This is a genomic window from Zobellia barbeyronii, assembly GCF_018603515.1.
Classification (GTDB): Bacteria; Bacteroidota; Bacteroidia; order Flavobacteriales; family Flavobacteriaceae; genus Zobellia; species Zobellia barbeyronii.
In genome coordinates, this window is record NZ_JACATN010000007.1 from 46,788 (window position 1) to 71,159 (window position 24,372).

21 protein-coding genes are annotated in these 24,372 nt (G+C 35.6%); 4 read left to right on the forward strand and 17 right to left on the reverse strand.

Annotation, left to right across the window (positions count from 1 at the left end; genetic code table 11):
• Positions 1–269: 269 nt before the first annotated feature.
• From HW347_RS19025 to HW347_RS19070, 10 genes are all read right to left on the reverse strand, one after another.
• Positions 270–986 carry a 3-ketoacyl-ACP reductase gene (locus HW347_RS19025; protein WP_214613322.1) on the reverse strand — a complete coding sequence of 239 codons (717 nt, stop codon included), beginning with the start codon at positions 984–986 and terminating at the stop codon, positions 270–272.
• 120 nt (positions 987–1,106) lie between these two features.
• Entirely contained in the window at positions 1,107–1,754 is a 648-nt protein-coding gene (locus HW347_RS19030) for a DsbA family oxidoreductase (protein WP_214613323.1), read from the reverse strand.
• A gap of 74 nt (positions 1,755–1,828) precedes the next feature.
• On the reverse strand, positions 1,829–2,137 hold the full coding sequence (locus HW347_RS19035) for an EthD family reductase (protein WP_155594287.1): 309 nt from the start codon (positions 2,135–2,137) through the stop codon (positions 1,829–1,831).
• 29 nt (positions 2,138–2,166) lie between these two features.
• Complete coding sequence (locus HW347_RS19040) at positions 2,167–3,033, reverse strand: hypothetical protein (protein ID WP_214613324.1); 867 nt, start codon at positions 3,031–3,033, stop codon at positions 2,167–2,169.
• A 90-nt stretch (positions 3,034–3,123) separates the two neighbouring features.
• Complete coding sequence (locus HW347_RS19045; RefSeq protein WP_214613325.1) at positions 3,124–3,858, reverse strand: SDR family oxidoreductase; 735 nt, start codon at positions 3,856–3,858, stop codon at positions 3,124–3,126.
• A gap of 137 nt (positions 3,859–3,995) precedes the next feature.
• The gene (locus tag HW347_RS19050; RefSeq protein WP_214613326.1) at positions 3,996–4,544 is read right to left on the reverse strand and encodes a carboxymuconolactone decarboxylase family protein; all 549 of its coding nucleotides are present in this window, start codon (positions 4,542–4,544) and stop codon (positions 3,996–3,998) included.
• A gap of 67 nt (positions 4,545–4,611) precedes the next feature.
• Complete coding sequence (locus HW347_RS19055; RefSeq protein ID WP_214613327.1) at positions 4,612–5,175, reverse strand: TetR/AcrR family transcriptional regulator; 564 nt, start codon at positions 5,173–5,175, stop codon at positions 4,612–4,614.
• Between the two features lie 160 nt (positions 5,176–5,335).
• A complete protein-coding gene (locus HW347_RS19060; protein WP_214613328.1) occupies positions 5,336–6,475 on the reverse strand; it encodes a response regulator in 1,140 nt (379 codons plus the stop codon).
• Between the two features lie 40 nt (positions 6,476–6,515).
• Complete coding sequence (locus HW347_RS19065; RefSeq protein ID WP_214613329.1) at positions 6,516–7,754, reverse strand: glycosyltransferase; 1,239 nt, start codon at positions 7,752–7,754, stop codon at positions 6,516–6,518.
• A 72-nt stretch (positions 7,755–7,826) separates the two neighbouring features.
• Positions 7,827–9,083 (reverse strand): oligosaccharide flippase family protein, encoded by a 1,257-nt coding sequence (locus HW347_RS19070; protein WP_214613330.1) that lies wholly within the window; start codon positions 9,081–9,083, stop codon positions 7,827–7,829.
• Between the two features lie 558 nt (positions 9,084–9,641).
• Here HW347_RS19070 and HW347_RS19075 point away from each other — a divergent pair.
• From HW347_RS19075 to HW347_RS19085, 3 genes are read left to right on the forward strand one after another with little or no spacing between them, the layout of a single operon-like run.
• On the forward strand, positions 9,642–12,728 hold the full coding sequence (locus HW347_RS19075) for a hypothetical protein (RefSeq protein ID WP_214613331.1): 3,087 nt from the start codon (positions 9,642–9,644) through the stop codon (positions 12,726–12,728).
• Positions 12,729–12,730: 2 nt separating this feature from the next.
• Entirely contained in the window at positions 12,731–13,954 is a 1,224-nt protein-coding gene (locus HW347_RS19080; protein ID WP_214613332.1) for a hypothetical protein, read from the forward strand.
• The gene (locus HW347_RS19085) at positions 13,951–15,477 is read left to right on the forward strand and encodes a cellulase family glycosylhydrolase (RefSeq protein ID WP_214613333.1); all 1,527 of its coding nucleotides are present in this window, start codon (positions 13,951–13,953) and stop codon (positions 15,475–15,477) included. Before HW347_RS19080 ends, HW347_RS19085 begins: the two co-directional genes overlap by 4 nt.
• 61 nt (positions 15,478–15,538) lie before the next feature.
• On the opposite strand, the gene HW347_RS19090 is transcribed toward HW347_RS19085, so the two are convergent.
• A complete protein-coding gene (locus HW347_RS19090) occupies positions 15,539–15,871 on the reverse strand; it encodes an STAS domain-containing protein (RefSeq protein WP_214613334.1) in 333 nt (110 codons plus the stop codon).
• 189 nt (positions 15,872–16,060) lie between these two features.
• Here HW347_RS19090 and HW347_RS19095 point away from each other — a divergent pair, with 189 nt between their 5' ends.
• On the forward strand, positions 16,061–18,121 hold the full coding sequence (locus tag HW347_RS19095; RefSeq protein WP_214613335.1) for a tetratricopeptide repeat protein: 2,061 nt from the start codon (positions 16,061–16,063) through the stop codon (positions 18,119–18,121).
• Between the two features lie 449 nt (positions 18,122–18,570).
• Here HW347_RS19095 and HW347_RS19100 read toward each other — a convergent pair whose 3' ends face one another.
• From HW347_RS19100 to HW347_RS19125, 6 genes are read right to left on the reverse strand one after another with little or no spacing between them, the layout of a single operon-like run.
• Positions 18,571–19,293: a LytR/AlgR family response regulator transcription factor gene (locus tag HW347_RS19100; RefSeq protein WP_214613336.1), complete on the reverse strand. Its 723-nt coding sequence runs from the start codon at positions 19,291–19,293 to the stop codon at positions 18,571–18,573.
• A gap of 4 nt (positions 19,294–19,297) precedes the next feature.
• Positions 19,298–19,615 carry an Hpt domain-containing protein gene (locus tag HW347_RS19105; RefSeq protein WP_155594301.1) on the reverse strand — a complete coding sequence of 106 codons (318 nt, stop codon included), beginning with the start codon at positions 19,613–19,615 and terminating at the stop codon, positions 19,298–19,300.
• Positions 19,616–19,619: 4 nt separating this feature from the next.
• On the reverse strand, positions 19,620–20,678 hold the full coding sequence (locus tag HW347_RS19110; protein WP_214613337.1) for a sensor histidine kinase: 1,059 nt from the start codon (positions 20,676–20,678) through the stop codon (positions 19,620–19,622).
• Positions 20,678–21,811: an FIST signal transduction protein gene (locus tag HW347_RS19115; RefSeq protein ID WP_214613338.1), complete on the reverse strand. Its 1,134-nt coding sequence runs from the start codon at positions 21,809–21,811 to the stop codon at positions 20,678–20,680. Before HW347_RS19115 ends, HW347_RS19110 begins: the two co-directional genes overlap by 1 nt.
• Before the next feature lie 2 nt (positions 21,812–21,813).
• Positions 21,814–23,802, reverse strand: coding sequence for a PAS domain-containing sensor histidine kinase (locus HW347_RS19120; RefSeq protein WP_214613339.1), 1,989 nt, complete (start codon positions 23,800–23,802; stop codon positions 21,814–21,816).
• Complete coding sequence (locus HW347_RS19125) at positions 23,795–24,337, reverse strand: heme NO-binding domain-containing protein (protein WP_214613340.1); 543 nt, start codon at positions 24,335–24,337, stop codon at positions 23,795–23,797. The genes HW347_RS19120 and HW347_RS19125 overlap by 8 nt, the downstream gene beginning before the upstream one ends.
• Between the last annotated feature and the right edge of the window lie 35 nt (positions 24,338–24,372).

Sequence of the window (24,372 nt, forward strand, 5' to 3'; positions counted from 1 at the left end):
ATAAAACGAGATATTCTAAAAATATTGCAGTATGCTACTTGATAACTTCTAACTGATACACCATATTAATTTTATTATCAACAGCTTATATCCTAAAGCAAACAATAAAATTACCGGAGGAACCCATAATCTATAATAATTCAACCTCGCTAACGAAGGTTATAAAAAGTAAAAACTCTCCTACATTCAATAGTTTTGAATGAAGGAGAGCGTTTTATTTACTTCGTTTACCCAATCTAAAAAGGGCTTACCAAGGTAATCTTTATATCCTATGGATTAGTGGACCAAATAGATGCATTTGCTAACATGGCTCTTCTAGGTAATTTTAAACCTGCAGTAATCAATTCTGCAAAATCTTCCGGCTGTAAAACTTTTTCCGGGTTACCATCTGTAATACCTAACTCCAAAGTCATATCTGTAGCAATGGTACTTGGTGTTAACGTAGATACTCTAATGTTGTCTTTACGAACCTCTTTAGTCAATGCCTGAGACATACCAATAACAGCAAACTTAGATGCTGAATATGCGGACGTATTTGCGTTACCGCTTAACCCAGCTGTAGAAGAAATATTTATGATATCACCTTCTTTATTGGCTATTAAGTGCGGTAAAACTACTTTGGTTGCGTAATACACACCCAATACGTTAACCTCAATCATGCGCGTCCATTCGGAAACTTCCATTTCATTGAAGGGGGCAAAATTTCCAATACCGGCGTTGTTCATTAAAATATCTACTCCACCTAAATCTTGAATGATACTTGCCATTCCCTTTTGTACGGCTTCATAATTGCTTACATCAAACGCTGCATAGGTTGCATTTACACCTAACTTCTTAAGTTCAGCTACCGTTTCTTTTAGGGTATTCTCATTTTGACCCGTTATTCCAACAGCAATACCTTCTTTTGCAAAAGCAATTGCAGTAGCGCGACCTATTCCCCTACTCCCACCGGTAATAATGGCTTTTTTACCTTTTAAATCTTCCATCTTAAAAACTATATTTTTTAGTAAACCTTTCTATACACAAGATTAACAAATCTTATCTAATTTCCTGGGCCTAGAAAGGATATTCAATACTTTTAAATGATTTAATAAACCAAACAGAATTTAAGCTTCCTGCAACATCTCAGTCAACACTTCCTTAAAAACATGTACTGGTTGCGCACCGGTTAACGCACTCTTCTTATCAAATACAAAAGTAGGCACTGATGATACACCTAGCCCTTGCCAATACTGCTCTTTAGAAGTAACCTCATATAGTGCGGTATCATCATCTAATCTGGCCATACCTTTTTCTACGTTCAAGCCTACCGCTTTTAACTCTTGAGCTAAAACTTCTCTATCCGAGACATCTTTTCTTTCGCTAAAAAAAGCGGTTACAAAACGCATCTTAAGTTCTGTTTGTTTACCATTTTCTCTAGCATAATCAAGAAGCACATGAGCTTCACGAGTGTTAGCCATGCGCATCTCATCAAAGTAATCAAAAGTAAAACCAAGCTCTTCACCTGCTTCTATCATACGTTGTTGAGATTCTCTTTGCTGCTCTATTGTAGAACCGTATTTATTGGCAATATGCTCAATTACATTTTCTCCTTCTGCAGGCATCTGTGGATTAAGCTCAAACGGTTGCCATTCAATCTCTACCCTATCTTCAATACCTAATTCAGAAATGGCTTTTTGCAAGCGTTTATAGCCAATGGTACACCAAGGACAAACCACATCTGAAACAATATCTAATTTTATTTTATCTGCCATAACGTAAATTTTAATTTAATTGAAACACTGAATTTATACTGTGTGCTTTTCTTAATCTACCATCTAAAAAATAGTTAGACTATATCACTAATTTGAAGCACTCCCTGAACATTGGTATAATTAGGCAAATCTGCCGCCAATGTTGCTCCATGAGGTCCAAAAGATTTCTGAAATTCTTCTACAGATTCAAAATATAGGTTTGCGATTGCAACGTAAGGTGCTAGCTCACCAGGTTCTCTTCCTGCCAATCCTTTCTCTACCTCAACTTTTTTAAGCGCGCTCCCTACCAATTTCTTAACCATAGGTATATGAGTATTTATATAATACGCTAAATCAAATTCTACAGTTTTACTGTTCGGATATAATACAGATACTTTAATCATTAGTTTATTTTTTATGTTGTTCTATAATATCAATTCTTGCCTATGGGATTCAACTTATCAGCCGGAAAACTATCCCATTTAAAACTTTCTACAGTTACCCTATGTACGTTCTCATTGGTATCATCTTTGGGTTCACCAATTTGAGCTGTCATTACAAACGGTACTAAAATACCATTTACGTTTCTATAGTCTTCAAATTGCATGGAACCATACAAAAAATTTGGTGCAGGTTTAGGATTATTTCTTGTAGTAAATGTGGCCGCTTCAACAAGACCACTTTCTTTACCTATCCATAGTACATAATGGTCATAATCCTTAGTAGTTTCATTACCCCAACTCACAAAAACTTTTTCAATTTTTTGCCCTCTTAATTCATCTTGACCAACATACCTTATAAACGGAGCTTTAGATAAGCGGTCTGCTAACTCAAAGAAATACTGCAATGCGCCAAGAGTGAAAATAATTCCAGCATTATCCTCTACTTCCGAATGATATGTTATATGTTGTTTTTCGTAATAATCATTAGAAATTATTCCAGCAACATATCCTTTTTCATCCCCTTCCAGAACTTCCAGCTGACTATCAAAATTGCCTACTTTAAACCGAAAAGCTATTTTGGGATTCTCCCATCTATACGGTGAACCCACCTTACCCATCAATCCAGGCCAATAATCTCTTCCAATGGCTTCATAAGTTGAAAACTGGTTGAGTTTATCTAATCCTTGTTTTAGAACCGCTTCATCTAATAATTCTTTAGCATAAGCTATTTTTTCTTTGGACTGATTATTGTCTTTGACTTCATCTGGTCTTAAGTCGGCCAGGACAAATGCGCTAATTGCCATAAATACTGCGAGTATCGCAAATACCAATAGTATAATTCTAAAAATTTTTTTCATGGTTAGTTGGGGTTACTAGAGAAAAAAGACCTTGCCCGAACATACAGGCAAGACCATTAAATTATATAATTAATAACTGGTTGTCTAAAACTATTCGTTCATATCTGCCAATACCACTTTGTCAGAAAAACTTTGGTAAGCACCTTCAACTTGCTTTGCCATAGCATCTGGAAACAAGTGGAAATCACCTGCTTTTAATGCACTAACAATACCTTCTGCAACTTCTTCAGTAGTTGAATCTGTTTCAAAACCAGCAGTCGCGGCCATATCCGTATCAATAGGTCCTGGATGAACACTTAAAATACTAACTCCCTTGGCGCCTAGTTCTGTTCTTAACCCTTGAGTTAATGAATATGAGGCAGCCTTAGATGCTGAATATGTAGACAATTGCGAAAAGTTTTTGATAGATGCGATAGAATTCAGCTGTACCAAAGCTCCTTTTTTATCTTCCAAAGTCTTGGCAAAAGCATTAGCTACACGCAATAAACCAAAAGCATTAACTTCTAGTTGTTGTCTAAAATCTTCTTCCACATTTTCTCCTATTGTAGCGTATGGAGTTCCCAGTCCTGCATTGTTTACAACAACATCTACATCATTAGCTTTCTGAGCTAAATCTTTAATGGATTGCGAATTAGAAACATCTGCTTTAATGGTCACTACTTTATTGCCATACTTTTCTTCCAATTCTTTGGTAGAACTTGTATCACGCACTGCCAAGTATACTTTCTTGGCGCCGTGGTTTATAAAAGATTCTACAATTGCTTTACCAATACCACGATTGGCTCCTGTTACTAGTGCTACTTTATTTTCTATTGAAATGCTCATAGTTTATTTTTTTATGTCGAACTGTTTTAAGGTCGATTTTTTAAGGTGATTAGAATTAATAAACCTTCCGCTTTAAACGGAAGGCTTATTTATTGCCATCATGCTTCATTAGCTAACAACATTAGGCAATATTCTTTTTACTTTTTCCAAGCAAATTTCTGGAACGCTGCATCAACAGGTGTTTCTGCAATATGGTTTACGTAATTACTGATTACTTTTTGAGAAAGACCTAAAATAATTTCTAGTAGTTGTCTCTCTTCATAACCTGCTGCGTAAAATGCCTGTACATCTTCATTATCAATATATCCTCTGTTACGAACAATCTTAAGAGTTGTTTCATGAAGAACTTGTAATTTATCGGATGGTAACTTAGTACCATTTCTTAATGCTTCTGTAATAGCATCATCTACTTTCATCATTTTTGCGATAGCGGTATGTGCCGGTACACAGTAATGACAAGCATGCTCTACGTTAATAGTTTGCCATACAACAGTAAGTTCATCATTATTAAAAGATGAGTCTACAAAAAGCTCATGTAAAGATTGGTAAGCTTTTAAAAGACCAGGTGCTCCTGCCAATACGCCGTGAAGATTTGGAATATTACCATACGCTTTTATAGAGTTTTCTAATAATGGCTTGCTTTCAGCTGGTGCTGTTTCTAAAGTGTGTATTGTTAATGTGCTCATAGTTTTTATTTTTATTTATTATTAAATATATTTCTAAGCAAATGCTTAGTTTAGGTGCAAAAAATTTTTATATGTTCAAAAATGTAAATTCAATTGTATCGTTGAGTTGGCTTTGGTCGAAAACTTTTGATGAAACTGACAAACCCAATAAACTATTCATTAAATAATTTGATTGTCGAGCGGCTTCCTCTACCGTATTACCTTTTTCTTGCAAAAGATTATCTACAAATAATTGCTTAATATCGTTAGCAAAATCCATCAATTGCTCCATGATTACAGGGTCTCCGTCTTCTTTAATTTCGTTTACCGTATTAGTCACTAAACAACCTCTATTCTTATCGTCTTCTTTCGCAAATTCTAAAAAATCATAAAAGTATTGCTTAATACCTTCCTTTCCATTATTAGATTTAGAAAGCTTATCAGTTATAGACCGTATTCTCTTTTTGTACGCATTAATACTTTCAAGAAATACACCCTGCTTATTCCCAAAACTAGAATAAATAGAAAATTGGTTGATGCCCATTTCCTTTTCCAGCATACGAACAGTAGTAGCCTCATAACCATTTCTCCAAAAAAGAGCTGTGGCCTTTTCAATTACTTCTTCTTCGTTATATTGCTTCTTTCTAGCCATTGTTTCTAAACTACCATACAAAACTAAGCACTTGCTTTGTTATTACAAAATTTTTAAGAATAATTTAGCTTTTCAGTATAAAAAAGCAGCTCAAACGTCTGGTTCACAGATTTGTGAGCTATACGTTTGAGCTGCCAATAAAATTACTTAATACTTTTATCTACCTATATGACACAGCAATCTTAGCCAGTTGGCCAACAATTTTAACTGAGTCTTTCATGGATAATTTAGAGCCATCTGCATGAATCCATCTTTTAAGTGGCTGCTCACAAATTATGCGCTTTGCTTCTTCTTTACCGTAATGCTTTCTCATACGCATGAAAATCTCAACATCAAAAAGCCATTTGGTAATGAACTTTTTGTTGAACATAGTTGAAGCTATCTCACGGTCCATTATTTTAGCACCACACTGTGTATCCTTAAAAGGCATACCCAGAATAGTCTGTATGATCATATTAATGGTCATACTTATAATTTTACGAGCAGATTCTTTTGTGATATTCGCTCCCATTCTACTAATTCTAGAACCACTTACAATCTTAAATTGTGAGTTTTCTATTGTTTTGACTAAATCGTCAAAATCTCTAAAATCTGTTGAAAGATCGGCATCTAGATATCCTAGATAATCTAATTGTTCATCTTTAATCATATGTAAGATTCCTTGGCGTACCGCTTCTGCCTTACCACCATTCTTCTCACAATTATATACACTTATATTAGACTCGTTCCCTTTCCGAAGCTCATGTAACACCTCTAGGGTTTTATCTGTACTTCCATCATTTACAAAGCATAAATGATATCCCAAATTCTCTTGCGCAAAGGCTTTGAATTCCGGACCTGATAAACGGTCTTCTTCATTATAACATGGTATAACTACACCCACACAGTTCTTTTGAAGCATTCGGGCATTATCACTTGTTACCGCTTCTTTTTGAACATCGGGTGCTCCAATGATTCGTTTTATCCGTGCAGCCATTTCATCTAGACTCACAGGCTTTTTCATATAATCATTGATACCTAAGTCAAAACCATCTACAATGATTTTCTCATCGGTATTACCGGACATCACCAATATTGGTGTTTCAGATTTCTGTTCAAGACGAATGTGTTTTACCACTTGCAGTCCTGACATACCTGGCATGTTAATATCCACCAGTACTAAGTCTGGTTGAAAATTATCAAATACTTCTATGCCCTGCTCACCGGAGCTGGCTGTTTTAACCTCATAACCTAGTTCTAATAATCTCTTTTCAACAGAAAGCAAAATCAATTGCTGGTCGTCAATGGTTAATATTTTCATGGTGGTATTTTTTATAAGATGTGGGATCCTAATTTTTTGTTTATGCTTTTACTTTTTCGTGCGATAATCCAATTGCGTTTACGTCTATTATTTCGCCTTTAGATTTTTGAACCTGAATGGCCTTGAAATAATCTAAATACATTTGGGTAATGGTACTCATTGGTAGCGAACAAGCAGCCTCATAATTGGTCTTGGCCAACTCTGTTCTATAAGCATCATCAGTAAGTATTTTTTCTATGGCATCTGCTAAAGACGCTTTGTTCTCCGGTAAAAAGAACTCGCCTCTATACCCTTCTTCTTGAACAAGTACACTTAAGTCTCCTAGATCAGGAAGTGCAACTGCTTTTCCGTAGCTTCCTGCTTGGTGCAAAACTCCAGAACTACCTGTAGTAGAAGTATACGGAAAGACCACTACAGCACTTTGACCAAAAATAACGGGTACGTCTTCTTCGGCTACATAACCTGTAAATCGTATTTGAGGTACATGGCTATAAACTTCTTCCATTTTCTTTAGATATCCAGGGGTATTGGGACTATCTGTACCTGCAATTACAATTTCTATATCTTCATTGCTTCTATTCCGGATTACTTCTACAGCTTCTATAAGCACCTCAACTTTTTTGTAGGTACCAAACTTTCCAAAAGCCATGACCTGCTTTGGACCTGCGGGAAGACTAAAATCTGGTTCTGGAGGTGTTTCAAAAGAACCGTGAGGAATTAACGCAATGTTCTTCGCTTTATATTTTTGTTCTAGAATAGTTACATATTTGCTAATGGTAACCGCCAAAATATCTGACGCCAAAACGAACTTCGTTAAAGTGGTTCCTATGAAACCATATACCTTTTGAAGTATTTTACTTTTAGTAAATCCGGCACTATCCAAATCTACTTGCTCCAATATATTGTGCAATAATGAAATGGTAGGAATACCTTTAAATTTGGTTGCATAAGGCAACATTAACCCTAAAGCTGCTGGTATCTTTTTATCACCAAATTTCAAAAACTGTAAATTAAAAAGTACAGCATCTGGCTTATGAATACTAATAGATTTATTAACTGTCAATAAGTTCCAATAGCTATTAAAATCCCAACATTCTGAAACTGTAATTTTACACCCTTCCCCTTCAAATGAAAGGTCTTTTGGCTCCTCCGTTTTATCTGTCATCAAAATGATTTCAGTGACTTCTTCCTGTAATCTAAAATGCTTTACAAGATAATATCCGTATTCCGTCAATGTGACTTTACTGGGAGGATATGCGGTTACAATGGCTAGTTTCATACTGTAGGTTTAATTTTTTGGGACTATTTAATGAACAGTTATCTTATGTTTTTATACTAATTTTTAAAATTTTCAACTTTCTGTTACGCTCTTCTTTCCTAATTCTTTACTCGCAAAATATACCAACTGAACTACCAATAATATAGACATGGCTATCAGTTGCATATGCACTACACTTTCTAAATTATCATGGTATAATACCACCAATAATATTTGCGAAAGACCTAATACGCCAGATAAAATAACAGGTACATAATGGTCTAACGACAAAAAGTAATATGCGAAAATGTTGGATATAGCGAACAGTGAAGTCGCCAATGCATACTGCCATAACAAACTGGACATAGCTACATACGAATCTCCAAACATTAGGGTTATAATCAATTCCGGGAATAGGTAACATGCTGCTACAATGCCAGCAGAAAGCAACCCTATATAGGATACATATTTAAACAAAATTGGTGCTGTTGGCTCGCCATCTTTTTGTTTTTGTACTACTACAGGAAGTAAGAGCATTACGAACATCCAAGCTACAAAATACACTACCCTGCCTATTAAAGCTAAAGAGGCATATAGACCAGCTTCGGTTGGTTCAAAATAGTGCTTTACTAAAAGGACATCACTATTATTTATGATTATTTGAGTAAACTCATAACAGGCGGTCAACCATATAAATTGTGAAACTCGCTTTGCATTATCCGGACTCAGTTTTCTAGATTCTTTAAAAGATATGGACGTACTATCCGAAGGAAAAAGTCCAAAAAGAAACGATAAAAAAATGCCCAATGCTACGAGTGTTCCAGGCTCTATATCTAATAAGAAAAGTAATATCATGGTTAGTAACAACCGGCTCCACATTTCTGTCTGGTAAGTGATAGACAACTTTCCAAATTCTTGTTTGCCCTGGTATGCACCTCTATTTACACTCATAAAAAAGTAAATAGGAATACCTAAACCAAAGATGATAAACATCCAATGACTTTCTGTATTGAAAAGCGATTGTAATTGTTTCGAAAAAATAAGAATAAGTACGCCTATAATTAGACCTACAATACTTGCTTGACGATAACTTATGTTCTTAAAAATATCCCATTCCTTACCTGAAAAAATTACAGCAAATTTTGCCGTAGCCAGTTGAAAGGTCATTCCCATAAAGGACAAAACCAATAATAAGGTTACTAAAAGTGCTGCTTCCGAAAATGCTGCAGGCCCTAATAACCTACCTAACAAGAGGTTGTAAAGGTAGTTACCGCCATTTACCAAAAGCACGCTACCCATGAACAACTGCTCTTGGGAAACTTTCTTAAACATTAACTTTATGGCGGTCATAGTTGGTGATATCTAGGTTTTGTTTCTTATCTCTACTATCATGTTCTTACTTCGCTACTTTTGGATATAAAAAGCATACTTATCTGTATGTCAAATATCTAGTTTCAAATTTTTTCTGAAATTCCGAACTTGATATCTAAACGAATTTTTGTTAGAATATTGTAGGATTTAACTTATAATCGATAAAACGTAGCGTTTCATAGAATTATCCTGCATTTCATCGATTATGTGATCTTTTCGTATCCACCAAATCTATACCTCTGTAATAACTCTTCTTTTCATTAAACTCCATTTAACCTCCTTCTCACCCACCATCTATTAGCTATTTAAACTACTACGATTCATAGTATTACAATCCTTTAAACTCTAAAAAAAGATGAAGTTTTCAGTATCTTTTAATGTTTAAATTTATCTGTATTTACGGTGATTTTTGAGATAGAAAAGTTCATTTACGCTCAATTGTAGACCAATGGCTCAAATCAATAGATATACAATACCATCGATGAAATACAATATAAATACCTTTATAATGTTATATTTTCTGACAATTAACCACCAATGCAACGCACCAATGTTTTATTGATCTTGGCACTGGTCATAGGTATAGCATTTCATGGGTCGAGTATATTCTTTACTCTTGAGACTACCTATGATGCCCTGATTCATTTATTTTTTGCCGATCATTACGCCAATAGCTGGTTTGAACCTTGGGATTACCGTTGGTATACGGGTTTCACTGTACAAGCCTATCCTCCTTTGGTGCACCAATCTATTGGTATTCTTTCTCATATTGGCGGACTTAAGTTTGGAATGTTCAGCGTGGCTATGATAGGGATTGTCTTATTTATAACAGGTGCTTATAGGTTTGGTCTTTTAATGACCGGTGATAGAAAAATAGCAGGTTATACAGCTTTGCTTGCCGTCTTTTCATCAACCTTTGTAGAGACCTTACATATTTTTGGACAATTGCCCAGTATAATTGGGCTCTCTGTACTTTTACACTCCCTACCTGAAATTTATCTCTGGGTTAAAACAGGAAAAACTAGATATATAGTTACCAGTCTTTCATTGATTGCCGTTACGGTAACCTCACATCATGTGACCCCTATTTTTGGAATGATCTTCTTTATTTTTCCCCTGCTAGGTATGGCGGTTATGGATTCGGCCAGAGATCAAGTCAATAGTTTTAAAGAGGTACGTTTTGGCGTCTTTTTTAAGCAATTTAAAAAGTGTTTCTGGCGGATAGTTATTTTTGGATTTTCCTCGTTATTTCTCATTGTTACTTGCATCCTACCCTATTGGATCAATTCAAAGAAAAACCCAATTACCCAAGTTCCCATACCCCATGGTTCCAGAGACAATTTTCTAGAGGTAACTTCATCGGGACTCGTATTTTTTGTTATTCCCTGGGGAATTCTGACTTTTATTCTCCCATTTTTGTTTTACCGTTTTTATAGTAGGCGATTCATCTTTTTTGGATTGTCATTTTCTATGTTAACCCTTTTGGGAACAGGAGGTACAACGCCTCTACCTCTTATATTACTTGGCGAAACAGCTTTCAACATATTAACATTAGACCGTTTTACCCTTTGGGCAACCATTATGGCATTACCCCTTTTTGGGGAGTTTGCCTACCGTATGGTAGAAGGCGACCTCAAAGACCTTATTCAAGAAAATTGGGGCCGGGTGTATCATCGTATTCTTGGGGGGTTAATCATGGGAGGTATTTTATTCATGGTCATTTTTACCATGAGCCTTGGCTATTTTAGACCATCACAGCCTCAGAAAATAAAGATGCAACCCATCATTAACTTTCTAAGTTCAGATTCACATGACCACTGGCGTTATTTACCTTTAGGGTTTGGAGATCAAATGGCCTGGTTATCAGCACAGACAAAAGCCATGACGGTAGATGGTAATTACCATTCCGCTCGCCGTTTACCAGAACTTACCACAAGGGCCATTGAGCGTTTAGAAAATTCTAAATTTAGAGGGGTTGAAGGTATTGGTTCTCTACAGCAATTCTTGACGGTACCTGAAAAATACAACCTTAAATATATATTTTCCAACGATAAATTTTATGACCCCATTCTCTATTTCTGCGGATGGCAGCGCCTACAACAACTGGAAAATGGAATAATGGTCTGGGAGAAATTAAACGTACCTCCCTTTCCCACAATAATGCCCAAAGAAGATGTTCATGTAGCCTTTAAAGTTATGTGGGGAATAATTCCTATTCTTACCGTTGTTCTTGCATTTATTATAAATATTCAGTGGATATGGGTGAGAGCATTAAAAGCAAAAAAACTACCGCAAGGGGAGTTTATGAAATACGCTATTAAGTTTAAGAATTTCCCAAAAAAATTGATAATCATCAATCATATTTGGGCTGTAATTATACTAATTGTTTTGGGGTATGGCATCTATCTATTCTATATCAAAAATGTAGATCAAATTGCTCCTACTAATGTCGTTGAGGCCTATTATGATGCATTAGATTTTAAGGAATTCAACAAAGCATACTCATTTTTAAATCCTGATAGCGATAAAAGCATAGCACAATATATGCTGGAAGTATCGGTAACCGATGGTATTCTAAGTTCTTATGCCAAACTAGATTCTTTAGGTATTGAGTTTTTACAGGAAAATGATACGACCGCTCGTGTCAAAGCAGCCACAAGATGGATTACTCCTTTAGAAAGCATAGATAAGGACTTTTACCATAGCCTTGTTAAGAAAAAAGGCAAATGGTATATTGAACCCTCTACGATAGATAATGATTTACCGCCCGATCAACTCTTTACCTCTAACAATACAACTTTCTTTAATCATGGTAGACGAAAGATTACTACGCAACAAACACATCATGAAGATGTCCTAAAACAACCTGTTTTAGAGGTGCTGAAAGCTAAATTGGTCCAATACAACGGGAGTTATAGTATTATTGGCGAACTGCAAAACGTAGATCACGTTCCTGCAGATGTCGTTATAAAGGGTACACTTTATAATGACTTAAATAAAGAATTGGCAACCTATAATGCCAAAGATGTTGCCAAGCATAAACTGATGCCAAAAGAAACTACTACGTTTAGAATAGATTTTGAAGGTATAGCTTGGTCATCTACAAAAGATACTTTGCCTCCTACTTTTGACCCCGATCAGTTTACTCCTATGACGTTTGAGGAGCAACCTACTAAATTCAACCTACAGTGTGCGGGTAATGTTGCCAATACGGATTTATACAAACAGGTGAGTCTGCAGGAGCTAATTTTTGAAGATCATAAAATTAGTGGTTCCCTTTTTAATTCGGGTATACAGGAAGTAACCATTCCACAGCTGTTAATTTCTTATTATGACGAAAGTAAAAACCTTCTGTGGGTAGAACATGAGTTTTTAACCGATGGTGTTCGCATTCAAAGAAAACGGTATTTTGAGTATGAACCAGCGTGCTTAACGGATATAAAAATTATAAATAGTAGTCTTAAAAACTGTTTCGTAAACGGAAGCCCTAACTCGGAAATTAGTGACAAGCTATTTCCTAACAGGGATAAATCACATGCCGAAGACCAGCTGCAGCCGTACTCCGGAAATGGTTTTGATTATTTAAAATTTGAGTTGAATAGTTATATCGGTAATCCTAAATGAAAATGCACATACTACATATCTGCATTATTTTATCCCTACTTTTCTCGGGGTGTTCTAAGGAAACCGAAGTTAAGAAAGCTTCTAGTGTCAATTTTAAATTGCTCACATCAGAAGAAAATTTTACCGCCGGAGTACCTTTTTCTCTAAAATTTAGCGCTTCAGAGGAATCTAGTCCTGTCTTAGTATTTAGAAATGCGGTAGGCACAACAATTCTGGATACTTCGTATAGCGATGGAGCTGTACAATTTGATGTTCCTAAGAACTTCTATGAAAAATCTGGTATTTGTTATTGGTCATTGGTTTCGGATGCTGAAGAGAAAATAAAGGGCACACTAAACATCCATGTAAATAATAAAAATGGCACTTTTTTAGAATCTTATTTAGGTCCTAGAAGTCTTACCGCTGGGCCTGAAGATTATGCCATGTTTGTAATGTTAGCAACCGATTTTTATGATAATCCATTAAACGATAGTACTTCTATTACAAGTAAAATTCAGTTTCAGGAAAGTCAATCAGAAGAAATATTAAGCTCTAAAAATCTAATTGCTTGGACGCGCGTACGGTCTCCAGAAAAATCTGGTCGGATGCTAATTTCCGCAGCATGTAATGAAACGGACTCGAAAGAGTTTACAACTATTATATATGCTGCAAACCCGGTTGATTTTACTATTTCGTATGAGCGAAATCATGAATATGCAGATGGTAATCAAGTAATAAAATTCAAAACAGATATTATCAGAGACACCTATGGTAACATAGCAAGTGAAGGTACTTTAGTCTATTTTATAATAACAGATGACAAAGGAGCAAAACTTAAAGCACAGGGCACTACGCTAAACGGTAAGGCAGAAGCCCGTCTTCTACATCCCGAACACCAAGCCTCGTGGTCTGTTGAAGCATTTGTTACGGGTGCAGCAAGAAGCAAACCTATTAAAGTTGCTTTTATAGCTTCCGTAACCGATTATGAGGTAACTTTCTTAGACGGTAATAGGACTGTTTCTGTAGGCCCTCTAAAAAGTTTTATGAACCAATTAGTTCCTGACGGCATGCCCATTTCATTATCGATAAAAGATGTAAATGGAGACGTGTTAGATGTACTAAGAACTTCATCTATGCAGGGTGAAGGTAAATTTGAATTATCACCGGATTTCTTTCCGACCGGTAGTTACGAGTTAAAGATTAAGACCGCAGGGATAACGAAAACAAAATCAGTAGAACTAAAATGAAAATAAACAGAACCTTATATCGTATTTTTCTACTGGCGTCATTTTTAGCCCTGAACGGCCTAATCCTATTTGGCATTAGTAGTGCTTGGACGTACTTGAATACGGGTGCGGACCGGACATCTATGCTTCACTTACATGAAGACATTTCGGCCACCTACCTTCCCAAAGTACAATGGGAAATTGCCATGAACGAAGGCAGACCTATGGAAGAACAGACTTTGGGAGAAATTGAAAGAGATTATCTTAGTGCATGGCAAGTACGTAATGCCGCTTACGCCAATAATGTACCCTATGGCATAGCTGACTATTATACAGATAGTATGCGTACTGAACTTTTTAAGATAACTGACCTCAACCTAAAAAATAAAATTACATTACAGACCACTACAATAGAACACCATCCTAAATTGGAATTCTATAGTACGGATGGCAAACTTGTTGTTTTGACAGATAAAAATGTTTTAGCCTATGAGGAGGTTTACCAAAACGAAAACTTAATTACCAAACGCAAACTTTTATCGGATTATAAGGTAATGTTACTTTTAGAGGATGGTTTTTGGAGGGTTAGGCAACTGGTAGAAACGGCCTTGCCTGAAGAAACGTTAGAAGTAGCCTCACAAATTCAAAATCTTGATGACTACCATTTTAAGGGTATAAATTACTATCCACAGGATACCCCTTGGGATATGTTCGGTAGTCAATTTAATGATTCCATAATTGAACATGATTTTAAACTCATGGCAAAAATGGGCGTAAACAGCCTGCGTATATTCATTCCTTACGAGTCTTTTGGTAAGGAATATGTTGACCAAAAAAAAATAGAAAAGGTAAAACGAACGCTTGATATAGCCGAAAAGACAGGACTAGATATCATGCCAACCTTGTTCGATTTTTACGGAAATTATAGCATTCATGATTGGACAATGACCAACCGTCATGTAGAACAAGTAGTTGAAGCCTTAAAAGACCACAATGCTATTATTGCTTGGGATGTTAAAAATGAGCCAGACCTAGATTTTGAGTCTCGGGGTAAAGAACGGGTTTTAGCTTGGCTAGAACAGACTGTAGACCGTATTCGTAAAATAGACACTAAACATGCTATAACTATTGGGTGGTCTAGCCCTGAAGCTGCTGTTAATCTTACTGATAAATTAGACTTGGTCTCTTTCCATTATTACCGTGGAGCTCCAGAGTTTGAAAGTGCTTTCAATATTCTAAAAAGTAAGGTGACCGATAAACCATTGCTGCTTCAAGAATATGGCTATTCTTCATACGACGGAATCTGGAACGGATTTTCAGGTTCTGATGAAAAAGAAAAGGAATATATGGGAACGATTCAAAAGGTGGTAGAAAAGGAGAATCTGTCTCATATGATATGGACACTCTATGACTTCAGGAACATTCCAACTTCCGTAGTTGGGCGCTTACCATGGCGAAAAGTACGGCAGCGTCATTTTGGTTTACTAGATGATAAAGGTGAGAAAAAACCGGTTTACGATATCTTCTTCAATGAGAATCCATAATAACCTATTGTCTTTACAAACAGTTTATCCACTCCCCTTCTACTAAAATAATATAAGAAAATTAAGCTTGGTTAGCACCCAATATATAAGTTGAATTTATTTTCTGCAACGAAGAAAACACGCTCTCGTTTGTCTTTCCTAGAATAGTTAGTTGGCGATTGCGTTTTGCTGCATTGTCATACAATTCTTGAAGCGCACTTGCTCCGTTAACATCAATACTTGTAATTCGATCTAAATTTATAACTATACGTCTATCAGAGCCAAGGTATCTACCTATATGGCGGCTAAGAATTGTTGCACTACTGCTGTTTAAAGTTCCATGAACACAAAATATTCCACGTGCTTCTGTAATTTGTAAAGGCATAATATAAAATTTTGTAGGTTTATTTTTCACTTTTCTACAACACGAAATGACGTATAGAACGCACGAAAAGAAATGTACCGTAGATGGACAGTAATTAACTGTAGATGAGTAGTTTTTATTGTTTTACAGTAATAAAAATAACACCCAAAGTTTTTACCCCACAGTACCAATAAATCCATTTTATGGGCGTTATACTCTTGTGGTAAAAAACCTACTTTAATGTTAAAACTAAATACACTCTGTTTATTCCTGCTTCTTTCCTTCTACGGAATGGCACAAAGTCCGCTTCAACCCGGTTTTACCTTGTTAGAAAAAGGTGATTTTGAACAAGCAGAGACTTTTTTTGAAGGTTATCTTGCTGATGACCCTAAGAATAAAACAGCCTTAATCTGCTACGGGCGTGCTGTAGGATTAAGTGGAGAACCTGAAAAAGCTACAGGAATGTTCTCTTCCCTTTTAGAAGAATATCCTGGTGATTTTGAAATACAGATAAATTACAATGAATCCTTTCTTTGGGATAAGAAATTTAAAGAAGCAGAACCTTTATACGCTCAACTTGTAAAAGAGTATCCAGAAAATTTTGGTGCAGTTTTAGGTTATGCAAATACCCTTAGTAATCTAAAGAAATATGAAAAGGCTTTAGAATGGGTAGAAAGAGCTTTGATCATACAACCTGGAAATCTTAGTGCCAAAACTTCAAGAAAATATATGCGTTTAGGTTATGCAAATGCCTATGTAAACGCACAGAATTACAAAAAAGGAGAAACTTTATTAAAAGAGATATTTATAGATTTTCCTGAAGATAGAGATGCTTTATTAAATCTTGCTAATCTCTATTTGATTACAAAAGAAGTAGATGATGCTAAAGCAATCTACAAAAGACTAGCGACTTCTGAAAAAGATTCCATAACCTCACTTAATGGTATTGCTCTTGCTGAACATATTGGAGAGAACGATAAACAAGCTCTAGTAGTTGCTACTACCGCTAAAGAAAAAGCAGATGCATTTGATGACGCAACAATAAAAGAACAGACCTACGACCGTTATGTCCAAGCCTTAATATGGAACCGAAAGTACATTAAAGCTAAAACTGAAATTGCAGAATTAGAAACTCAATACACCAACAAAAATTGGCTGTATGCACTAAAAGCTATGCTTGGTCTTTATACCGGTTCACCTAAAAAGAGTGTCGCTAATTATGATGCCATTCTTAAAAATGACAGTGCTTCTTTTGATGGAAATTTAGGGAAAGCCAACGCACTTTTTGCAGCTGACCGTATCGTTCCTGCTTACAATGCCGCCTTTGGAACCCTTAAAGTCTTTAAAGACCAGAAAGATGCCATTGGTTTTATTGATAAGTTAAATATATCCTTTACGCCAACCATAGACGAACATCTTGCCTACACTTTTGATAATGGTAATAATGTTGCTTTTTCTACCAATACAACGGCAACTGTACCTTTATCTACAAAGTTTAGCACTAACCTAGCCTATTACTATAGAACTACCGAAAATACAGTTACAGATAATAAAGCGAGTTCTCATGTGCTTTCTGCCGGGTTTGATTACAAATTCCTTCCTAAGACCACATTTAAAGCCGTTGTAGGTTTAAACAAATCTAGTTTTGGTGCAGAGTCCTACACTCAGCCGGTAATAGACACAAAGCTATTACTACAGCCGTTTAAACTGCAAAACCTTGAACTTGGTTACAAACGTGAAATTCAAAGTTTTAATGCCGATTTGATTGAGCGGGAGATTATCATGAACCATTTTGGTTTTAACTATAACTTGGGTACCAATTTCAATTTAGGTTGGTATACGCAAGCTATACATACCACCCAGAGTGATAATAATACCCGTAACCTCTTGTTTACCTCATTATACTACAACTTAATGCGCAAACCGGCCTTAAAAGTAGGTCTTAACTACCAGTACCTTTCTTTTGCCGAACAGGTTCCTACTATTTATTTTAGTCCAGAGAAATACCAGGCAGTTGAAATATTTGCAGACCTAAGAGGCGATATTTCTGAAAACACCCAGTATATGATGAGTGCTGCAACAGGTTTACAACAGGTAGAAGACGACCCAAATACAGTTATCTTTAGAGCAGAGACCGGAATAACCCATAAATTCTCCAAAAGGTTTAGCGGTAATTTATATGGAAAGTATAGTAATATTGCCTCTGCAACTGCTGCTGGTTTTGAGTATACGGAAATTGGTTTGAAGTTAAAATGGCTGATAACCAAGAAACCATTGTTCTACAATAAGATTGTTAAATAATTCTTCCTTAAGAAAGTTCACTAAAGCGCATAAAAAAAGACAACCTTACAATGAAGTAAGATTATCTTGAGACAAATTGTATTTTCACAAACCCATTAAAGTGAAAATATTTTCTAGAAGCTCTTGCTCCTACTATGAATTTATATCTTACAAATTATGCAAAGATGTATGGTTTGTAAAGTGTTGTGATTAGAATAAAATAGCGCTAAGTATTCTAATAATTCCAGATACTCATTACGGCCAAAACGATGCCAATAATTACTGAAACAAGTATACCTATCAAACGTATAGCGGCACCTTTGGAGTTTAAAATGTATAAAAGATTTGCTTTCATGAGTAGATGGCTTTAATATTCTCTACAAATTTACATCTCATATTTAATAATAGGAAAGCACTTACGATGAATTACCTTAACCTATAGATGAATGGTATAAAATTGTAGAAGAGATTTAAACCAAGTTTAATCGTCTCATGAGCTCTGGTCGATTTGATCGACTAATGGGAATAACCATCTTCTTGATAAGAACACTATTATCTTCAATATCAATGATCTTAGAGAAGTTAATAATGTACGACCTGTGTATTTGAAGAAATATTTTTTCAGGTAATTTATCCTTTACTTTTTTAAGCGTTGTATGTACGCGATACTCTTTATTTTCTGTTGTAATATCAATATAATCTCCTTGCGCTTTCACTACTAGTATTTCGTTAAAGTGAAGCTTTATTAATCTCTTATCAATATTGATATAAAGGTCTTGTTCAGCTTGTGCACCAGTCCCAACATTAGTATTTAAACTTGGAACAGAGTCAGGCTGTTTTTTAAGTGCACTTTTTACTTTTTGTATAGATTTCTGAAAACGATCAGCAGTTAAGGGTTTCACCATATAATCTACAATAGCCTCATACTCATATGCTGCAATGGCAAACTCTGTATCTGAAGTGGTCAAAACAACTTTAGGACAATTCTTTAGAGTTTGGACAAAATCTACTCCACTAAAACCTGGCATGTGAATGTCCAAAAACACAACATCTACATCTTGTTGATTCAAAAATTTAATAGCGTCTATGGCATTATCAAACTCTCCAACAACATCTAAATCTGCCACCGCAGAGCAATGTTTTCCTACTATGGCACGTGCTGTTGCTTCGTCATCTACGATAATACAGGTCATACTATTAAATGGTTTTAAGAAAATTATCTATTTGCGTTAAGGTAATTCTAAAATCTGAATCCATATCTGTTTTTCCAGCTCTTAACTGCTCTTCAAATTGAACAGCAAAGCGGTAAGCTTCTTCCATGCTTAAGATGTTGAATTTATGTTTTAATTTATGTACAACATCTGCGGCTTCATTCATGTTTTTGCTATCTATATGTTCCTTATAAGTAGCTCTTTCCATTGGGAATTCGTCCTTCAATATAGAAATAAATTTTTGTTCAAACTCAATGTCATCACCAGATAATTCTTTAATGTATTTAAGGTTTGGTTCTTCCATAGCACTATTTTTTTAACGTAAACGTGAAATTTGCACCCATATTTTCTTCTGACACCAATTCTATAGAACCATCATATAATTTGACGATTTTTTTAGCCAATGCCAAACCCACTCCAGCAGCACTATCATTATTCTCTAGTTTTCTAAACATTTCAAATATGGAAGATTGATGCTTAACTGGAATTCCCTTTCCGTTATCAACTACAGAAAACTTCCAAAATTTATCATCTTTTTCATACTTTATTTCAACTCTGCCTTTGTCCTTATCCTTTGTAGCAGTAATCGCGTTTGTAATTAGGTATGTAAAAACCTGCTCAATTAGGTGCTTTTCAATATGTATCACTGGAAAATTAGAACCATAACTCAAACTAACATTATCCGGTAATGGCACATAACTTTCTATTTCCTTTAAAAGAATATTGATATCAACATTCATTTTAGATTCCATACTAGTCCCAATTGTGGCATGCTCTAGTATTCCATTAATTAAATTGTCCATTTTAGCCAGATTGCTCGAGGCTAAAGCTAAGTTTTCTTTATTTTCTTCCGTTAAGCTATTTTGGTCATCTTCAAGAACCCAGCTTAGCAAAGCATTTACATTACGAATAGGGGATTTTAAATCATGGGACACCATCTGAACATAATTATTAAGAGATTCATTTTGTGCTTCTAAATCCTCTAAAAGAAGGTTTTTCTCCTCTGTAATTTCTTTTACTTCTGCTGCTAAGTAGCTAATATGCTTTGCCAATTTTTCTACATCAAATACTTTTGAAGCATCTCCTTCAAATTGTTTATCCGTACCTAAGTTTGAACTTAGGCTATCCATAGCCAACTCCAAGGACACCAAAATTTTCTTCTGCCTTTCTGCCTCTTTGGTCAACTCTCTATTTGCTACAAATAATTCTTCTGAGCTAATGGCAGTAGCCCTTTGTAACATATTAAGTTTCTCATCATGATTCTGATAAGACATTTCTACGGCAGCCAAAAACATCTGCATCTCAGGGTCTTCGCTAAGATGAGCGGGTAAAGTTTTTTTAAGTTGTCGTTTTAATAGAGAATGCATTATTCGCTAAATAAAGTTAAGGTCATTGTTTGGTTGTGTAACCTACAGGCATCTTTACCGGCAAACGGAGCCATTTCCCCATAAGAATAGAACCCAGTAACCGCTGTATCTGTTCCTATTACAGAGATTACTTCTTCAACTTCCTCTTCCGTTCGCTGATCCATGACCAACTTTCTACCCACACAACTTACTAAAATAGCCAGCTCGGGTTTGTTTTCCCTACCGTTCATAGCGTACTGTGCAGCAATACTTGCACCATCAACTATATCATCTACCGTAGACATCATTAACTGTACACGTGCTCCTTCCGGAACATCTCCAGCCAAAGTCATTGTGTTAGAAGTATCATCAATAGTTAGTATTGTACGAACCAAAGGCTCGTCATCTTCATTAACCCGTACACTTAATGGATATAATAAAGCAGACGTTGGCAACTCCTTTGCTTTTTCTCCCAAATATTTTTTATAGAGATCCAAAGCGGGCTGTCCGTCTAGCTCATAAAGTATGTTATTTTCAGATTTTGTAATTATCCGTTCAGGACCAAAAGGCGTCCAACCACCATAATTGGCGCTTGTTATTTCTAGAGATTCTCCATAAAACCCTATAGCTATTACCTCTCCTTCTTTGGCATTCTCGTTGTATGAGGCAAGTGTTCTTTCAAAACGGTCATCATCTCCACACAAACCACCTGAAAGTCCAATATTATTTATCCTGACACCTTCAAAACCTTCGATTAATGCGCTACCGTTTATAGAGCTACCTTCTGATACTAGAAAAATATGCTTTAGGTTTTCCTTAGAAAACTCGTTAAAAAGAGTTTGTCCCAATAAAAGTTCATTATCTATTTCTGAGACATTCTTTCTCTTTACCGAGAAGTGACATTTTTCAAATTCTATAGCCGTCAATGACACGCCACCTTCCAGTACGGTATCATCTATAATTTCGCCTGCTGTGCTACCCAAAACAATATGTCCGTTTGGAAAAAGTTTCTTTATTTCAATAAAAAGGTTATCATCTTCAAGAAGATACCTATTTCCAAAAACCAAAACCAGAGGTTCCTTTAAATCATGGTTTTCACCAGATATTATTTTAAATGGTTGCTTTCCTTCTTTTATGGCCTGCGTTATTTTCATCTTTAGCTATTAAGGTTGGTCGGTTCTTTTTTGATAGTAAAGTGAAATTCAGTACCCATGTCTTTTTCACTCTCTACCCATACTTCGCCTTCGTAGCGGTCAATAATCTTCTTAACAATGGAAAGGCCAATACCGGTAGACCTTTCATTAGCTCCTATGGATTGAAAAATTTCGAATATTTTCTTATGATACTCCTTAGGTATACCTACTCCGTTATCTTTTATCGAAAACTGCCAATGTGTTTTATTTTCTACAAATAGTACTTCTACAAGGCCTTTTTCCTTTTCTATATGAACTACTGCATTAGAGAGTATATTCTGAAACAATTGATGCATTTTGGTACTATCTGCAATAATCGTGGGCAAAGGTTTAGGTACAACCAATGCAACGTGTTCAGGTATAAATATGCTTTCTTTGATTTTTTCTACAACTTCATTTAAATCAACACTAGAATTATCTAGCGCAGAATCGTTGGCTGTTGAATATTCTAAAATACCTTGGATCAATTTATCCATTGAGGCAACTTTATCTTGCATTAACGTTAGGTTCTCTTGCCCTGCTTCATCAAGCACATCTTTATAATCATCTTGAATCCACGTGGCCAATGCACTTATACTCCGTAAAGGCGACTTTAAATCGTGTGAAACAATATGTGCATATTCCTGAAGTCCTTTATTACTTTGTTCTAATTCCTTAACTAATAATTCCTTTTGTAATTCAAGAAGTTTTTGGGTGGTAATATCTAAGTGAATTCCAACGGAACCTATCAACTTTTTATTGCCATCGTAACGTGGCGCTCCACTTACCAACCAATGCTTTATTTTTCCACTTTTGTCTAGGACTTCAAGCTCGTAAGAATCTGACTCTCCTTCTGCTCGCTTTTCATTTTCCTTATCTAGAACATTCTTATTTTGTACCCGAAGAACATCGCTCCCCTTTTTGCCTAATAATTCATCTTCCTGAAAACCGCTCATTGAACAAAAGCTCTGGTTTACAAATTGAATTATATCTTCTGTATCTACTTCTACCAGACCCAGGTTCATATTGGCAATAATACTGGCATATTTTTCGCGCTCGTAAATTAACCGCTCTTCTGCCTCGCGTTCTCTAGTTATGTCTTCTACCATTGCTAAGACATATTTTAAATTACCCTTATAGTCCCTTACAGCACTAACAGAAGTTTTTCCTATTAAACAACCGCCCTGTTTCTTATAATACCTTTTAATTACAATATCCTTGTCTATTTTACCTTCGGACATTTGCATTACAATTTCATTGGCTGTGGGCCCCTCTATAACTTTAGAAAACTCCTCAAACTTCATGGTTTTAAACTCTGCTTCTGTATAACCAAGAAGTTCTGTAAAAGTCCTGTTTGATTTTATAATTTTGCCTTCAACACTTAATACAATACCCAAAGGAGAACTATCCACTATAATATCTAGCTGCTTTCTTTGTTGCTCAAGCAGCTCTTTAATTTCCATTTCCTGGGTAATATCCCTAATAATTCCCTGGGCACCAATAGGTTCCCTTTTAGTATTAAAGATTAAACTAGCGTTGATTTCTATCCATTTTTCATCGCCATTCTTTACAGAAATTTTAGCACGGTAGTTTTTAAGAGTGCCTATCTCTATAAGATATTTAAAGGATTCAGCAGTATATTTAAGGTAGTCTTGGTGTACAAGATTGGTAAGATTGACTTTTTCTTTGGTGTTATCATAACCTAAGAATTCCTTAGCCGACGTGTTCATATTAATTACGTTGGCATACATATCCATTACCACATATGGATCTATAATGTTTACAAAAACATTATCCAGTTCAGAAACCTTTTCGCTCAATAGATTTTCAAGAGTGCCATTGGCCTCTTTTAATTGTTGTGTAGTTTCGTAGAGTTCTGTAGACTTTTGTTCTAGAATTTTTTCAGCTTGTTGCCTAGCCCTCTTTTGTCTTTCTAGTGCTCTTTTTAGAAGCTGTACTTCTTTATTATCCATTTTGAACAATATCAAATTTAACCTCAGTGCCGTCTTCTTTTAATAAGTCGTAGGTAATTGTAGCGGAACCTCCAAAGTGCTCAAAAGCCTTTTCTATAAGACCATGAGCCAAACGGTATAAGCCTCTAGAGGAAGAGTATACCATTACTATTTTTGTGTCCGTTTTGTCCAGAATTTTAAATGTTGGTAGTTCTGCATCTGGATACAGCTTTTTTACATGTACGTGTATATGATCTTCTATACAATATAAAAGACCTAATGGGGAATTATAGTTCTTAATAACTTCGGGGTGAGAGTTAGCCAAACCTGCAAATAGGTATAGACCAAAAGCATAAATGAGATCGCCAGCCGGAATTTTGGTTTCTTCGCTAAGGTTGGTTATTAGCGTTACCATCTCATTAAACTCATATGTACCTACAGAAGTATAAATACCTTCTGAAGGCAAATGACCATTTTCAATAATATTATCAACAGTCTCAAGACCAAACTTGATCTCTACCATTTCTAAAAACTCTGTAAAAACAATACCCTTCATATACCATAATTTATCTACTAAAAGTAGGAAAAGTA

What these genes read in the sequence shown, in the direction of transcription:
- HW347_RS19080 (WP_214613332.1), top strand. Translation starts at nt 12,731, where the DNA reads ATGCACATACTACATATCTGCATTATTTTATCCCTACTTTTCTCGGGG.
- HW347_RS19025 (WP_214613322.1), bottom strand. Translation starts at nt 986, where the DNA reads ATGGAAGATTTAAAAGGTAAAAAAGCCATTATTACCGGTGGGAGTAGG.
- HW347_RS19105 (WP_155594301.1), bottom strand. Translation starts at nt 19,615, where the DNA reads ATGGAAGAACCAAACCTTAAATACATTAAAGAATTATCTGGTGATGAC.
- HW347_RS19065 (WP_214613329.1), bottom strand. Translation starts at nt 7,754, where the DNA reads ATGAAACTAGCCATTGTAACCGCATATCCTCCCAGTAAAGTCACATTG.
- HW347_RS19070 (WP_214613330.1), bottom strand. Translation starts at nt 9,083, where the DNA reads ATGACCGCCATAAAGTTAATGTTTAAGAAAGTTTCCCAAGAGCAGTTG.
- HW347_RS19040 (WP_214613324.1), bottom strand. Translation starts at nt 3,033, where the DNA reads ATGAAAAAAATTTTTAGAATTATACTATTGGTATTTGCGATACTCGCA.
- HW347_RS19050 (WP_214613326.1), bottom strand. Translation starts at nt 4,544, where the DNA reads ATGAGCACATTAACAATACACACTTTAGAAACAGCACCAGCTGAAAGC.
- HW347_RS19045 (WP_214613325.1), bottom strand. Translation starts at nt 3,858, where the DNA reads ATGAGCATTTCAATAGAAAATAAAGTAGCACTAGTAACAGGAGCCAAT.
- HW347_RS19085 (WP_214613333.1), top strand. Translation starts at nt 13,951, where the DNA reads ATGAAAATAAACAGAACCTTATATCGTATTTTTCTACTGGCGTCATTT.
- HW347_RS19125 (WP_214613340.1), bottom strand. Translation starts at nt 24,337, where the DNA reads ATGAAGGGTATTGTTTTTACAGAGTTTTTAGAAATGGTAGAGATCAAG.
- HW347_RS19075 (WP_214613331.1), top strand. Translation starts at nt 9,642, where the DNA reads ATGCAACGCACCAATGTTTTATTGATCTTGGCACTGGTCATAGGTATA.
- HW347_RS19035 (WP_155594287.1), bottom strand. Translation starts at nt 2,137, where the DNA reads ATGATTAAAGTATCTGTATTATATCCGAACAGTAAAACTGTAGAATTT.
- HW347_RS19095 (WP_214613335.1), top strand. Translation starts at nt 16,061, where the DNA reads ATGTTAAAACTAAATACACTCTGTTTATTCCTGCTTCTTTCCTTCTAC.
- HW347_RS19120 (WP_214613339.1), bottom strand. Translation starts at nt 23,802, where the DNA reads ATGGATAATAAAGAAGTACAGCTTCTAAAAAGAGCACTAGAAAGACAA.
- HW347_RS19115 (WP_214613338.1), bottom strand. Translation starts at nt 21,811, where the DNA reads ATGAAAATAACGCAGGCCATAAAAGAAGGAAAGCAACCATTTAAAATA.
- HW347_RS19100 (WP_214613336.1), bottom strand. Translation starts at nt 19,293, where the DNA reads ATGACCTGTATTATCGTAGATGACGAAGCAACAGCACGTGCCATAGTA.
- HW347_RS19110 (WP_214613337.1), bottom strand. Translation starts at nt 20,678, where the DNA reads ATGCATTCTCTATTAAAACGACAACTTAAAAAAACTTTACCCGCTCAT.
- HW347_RS19060 (WP_214613328.1), bottom strand. Translation starts at nt 6,475, where the DNA reads ATGAAAATATTAACCATTGACGACCAGCAATTGATTTTGCTTTCTGTT.
- HW347_RS19055 (WP_214613327.1), bottom strand. Translation starts at nt 5,175, where the DNA reads ATGGCTAGAAAGAAGCAATATAACGAAGAAGAAGTAATTGAAAAGGCC.
- HW347_RS19030 (WP_214613323.1), bottom strand. Translation starts at nt 1,754, where the DNA reads ATGGCAGATAAAATAAAATTAGATATTGTTTCAGATGTGGTTTGTCCT.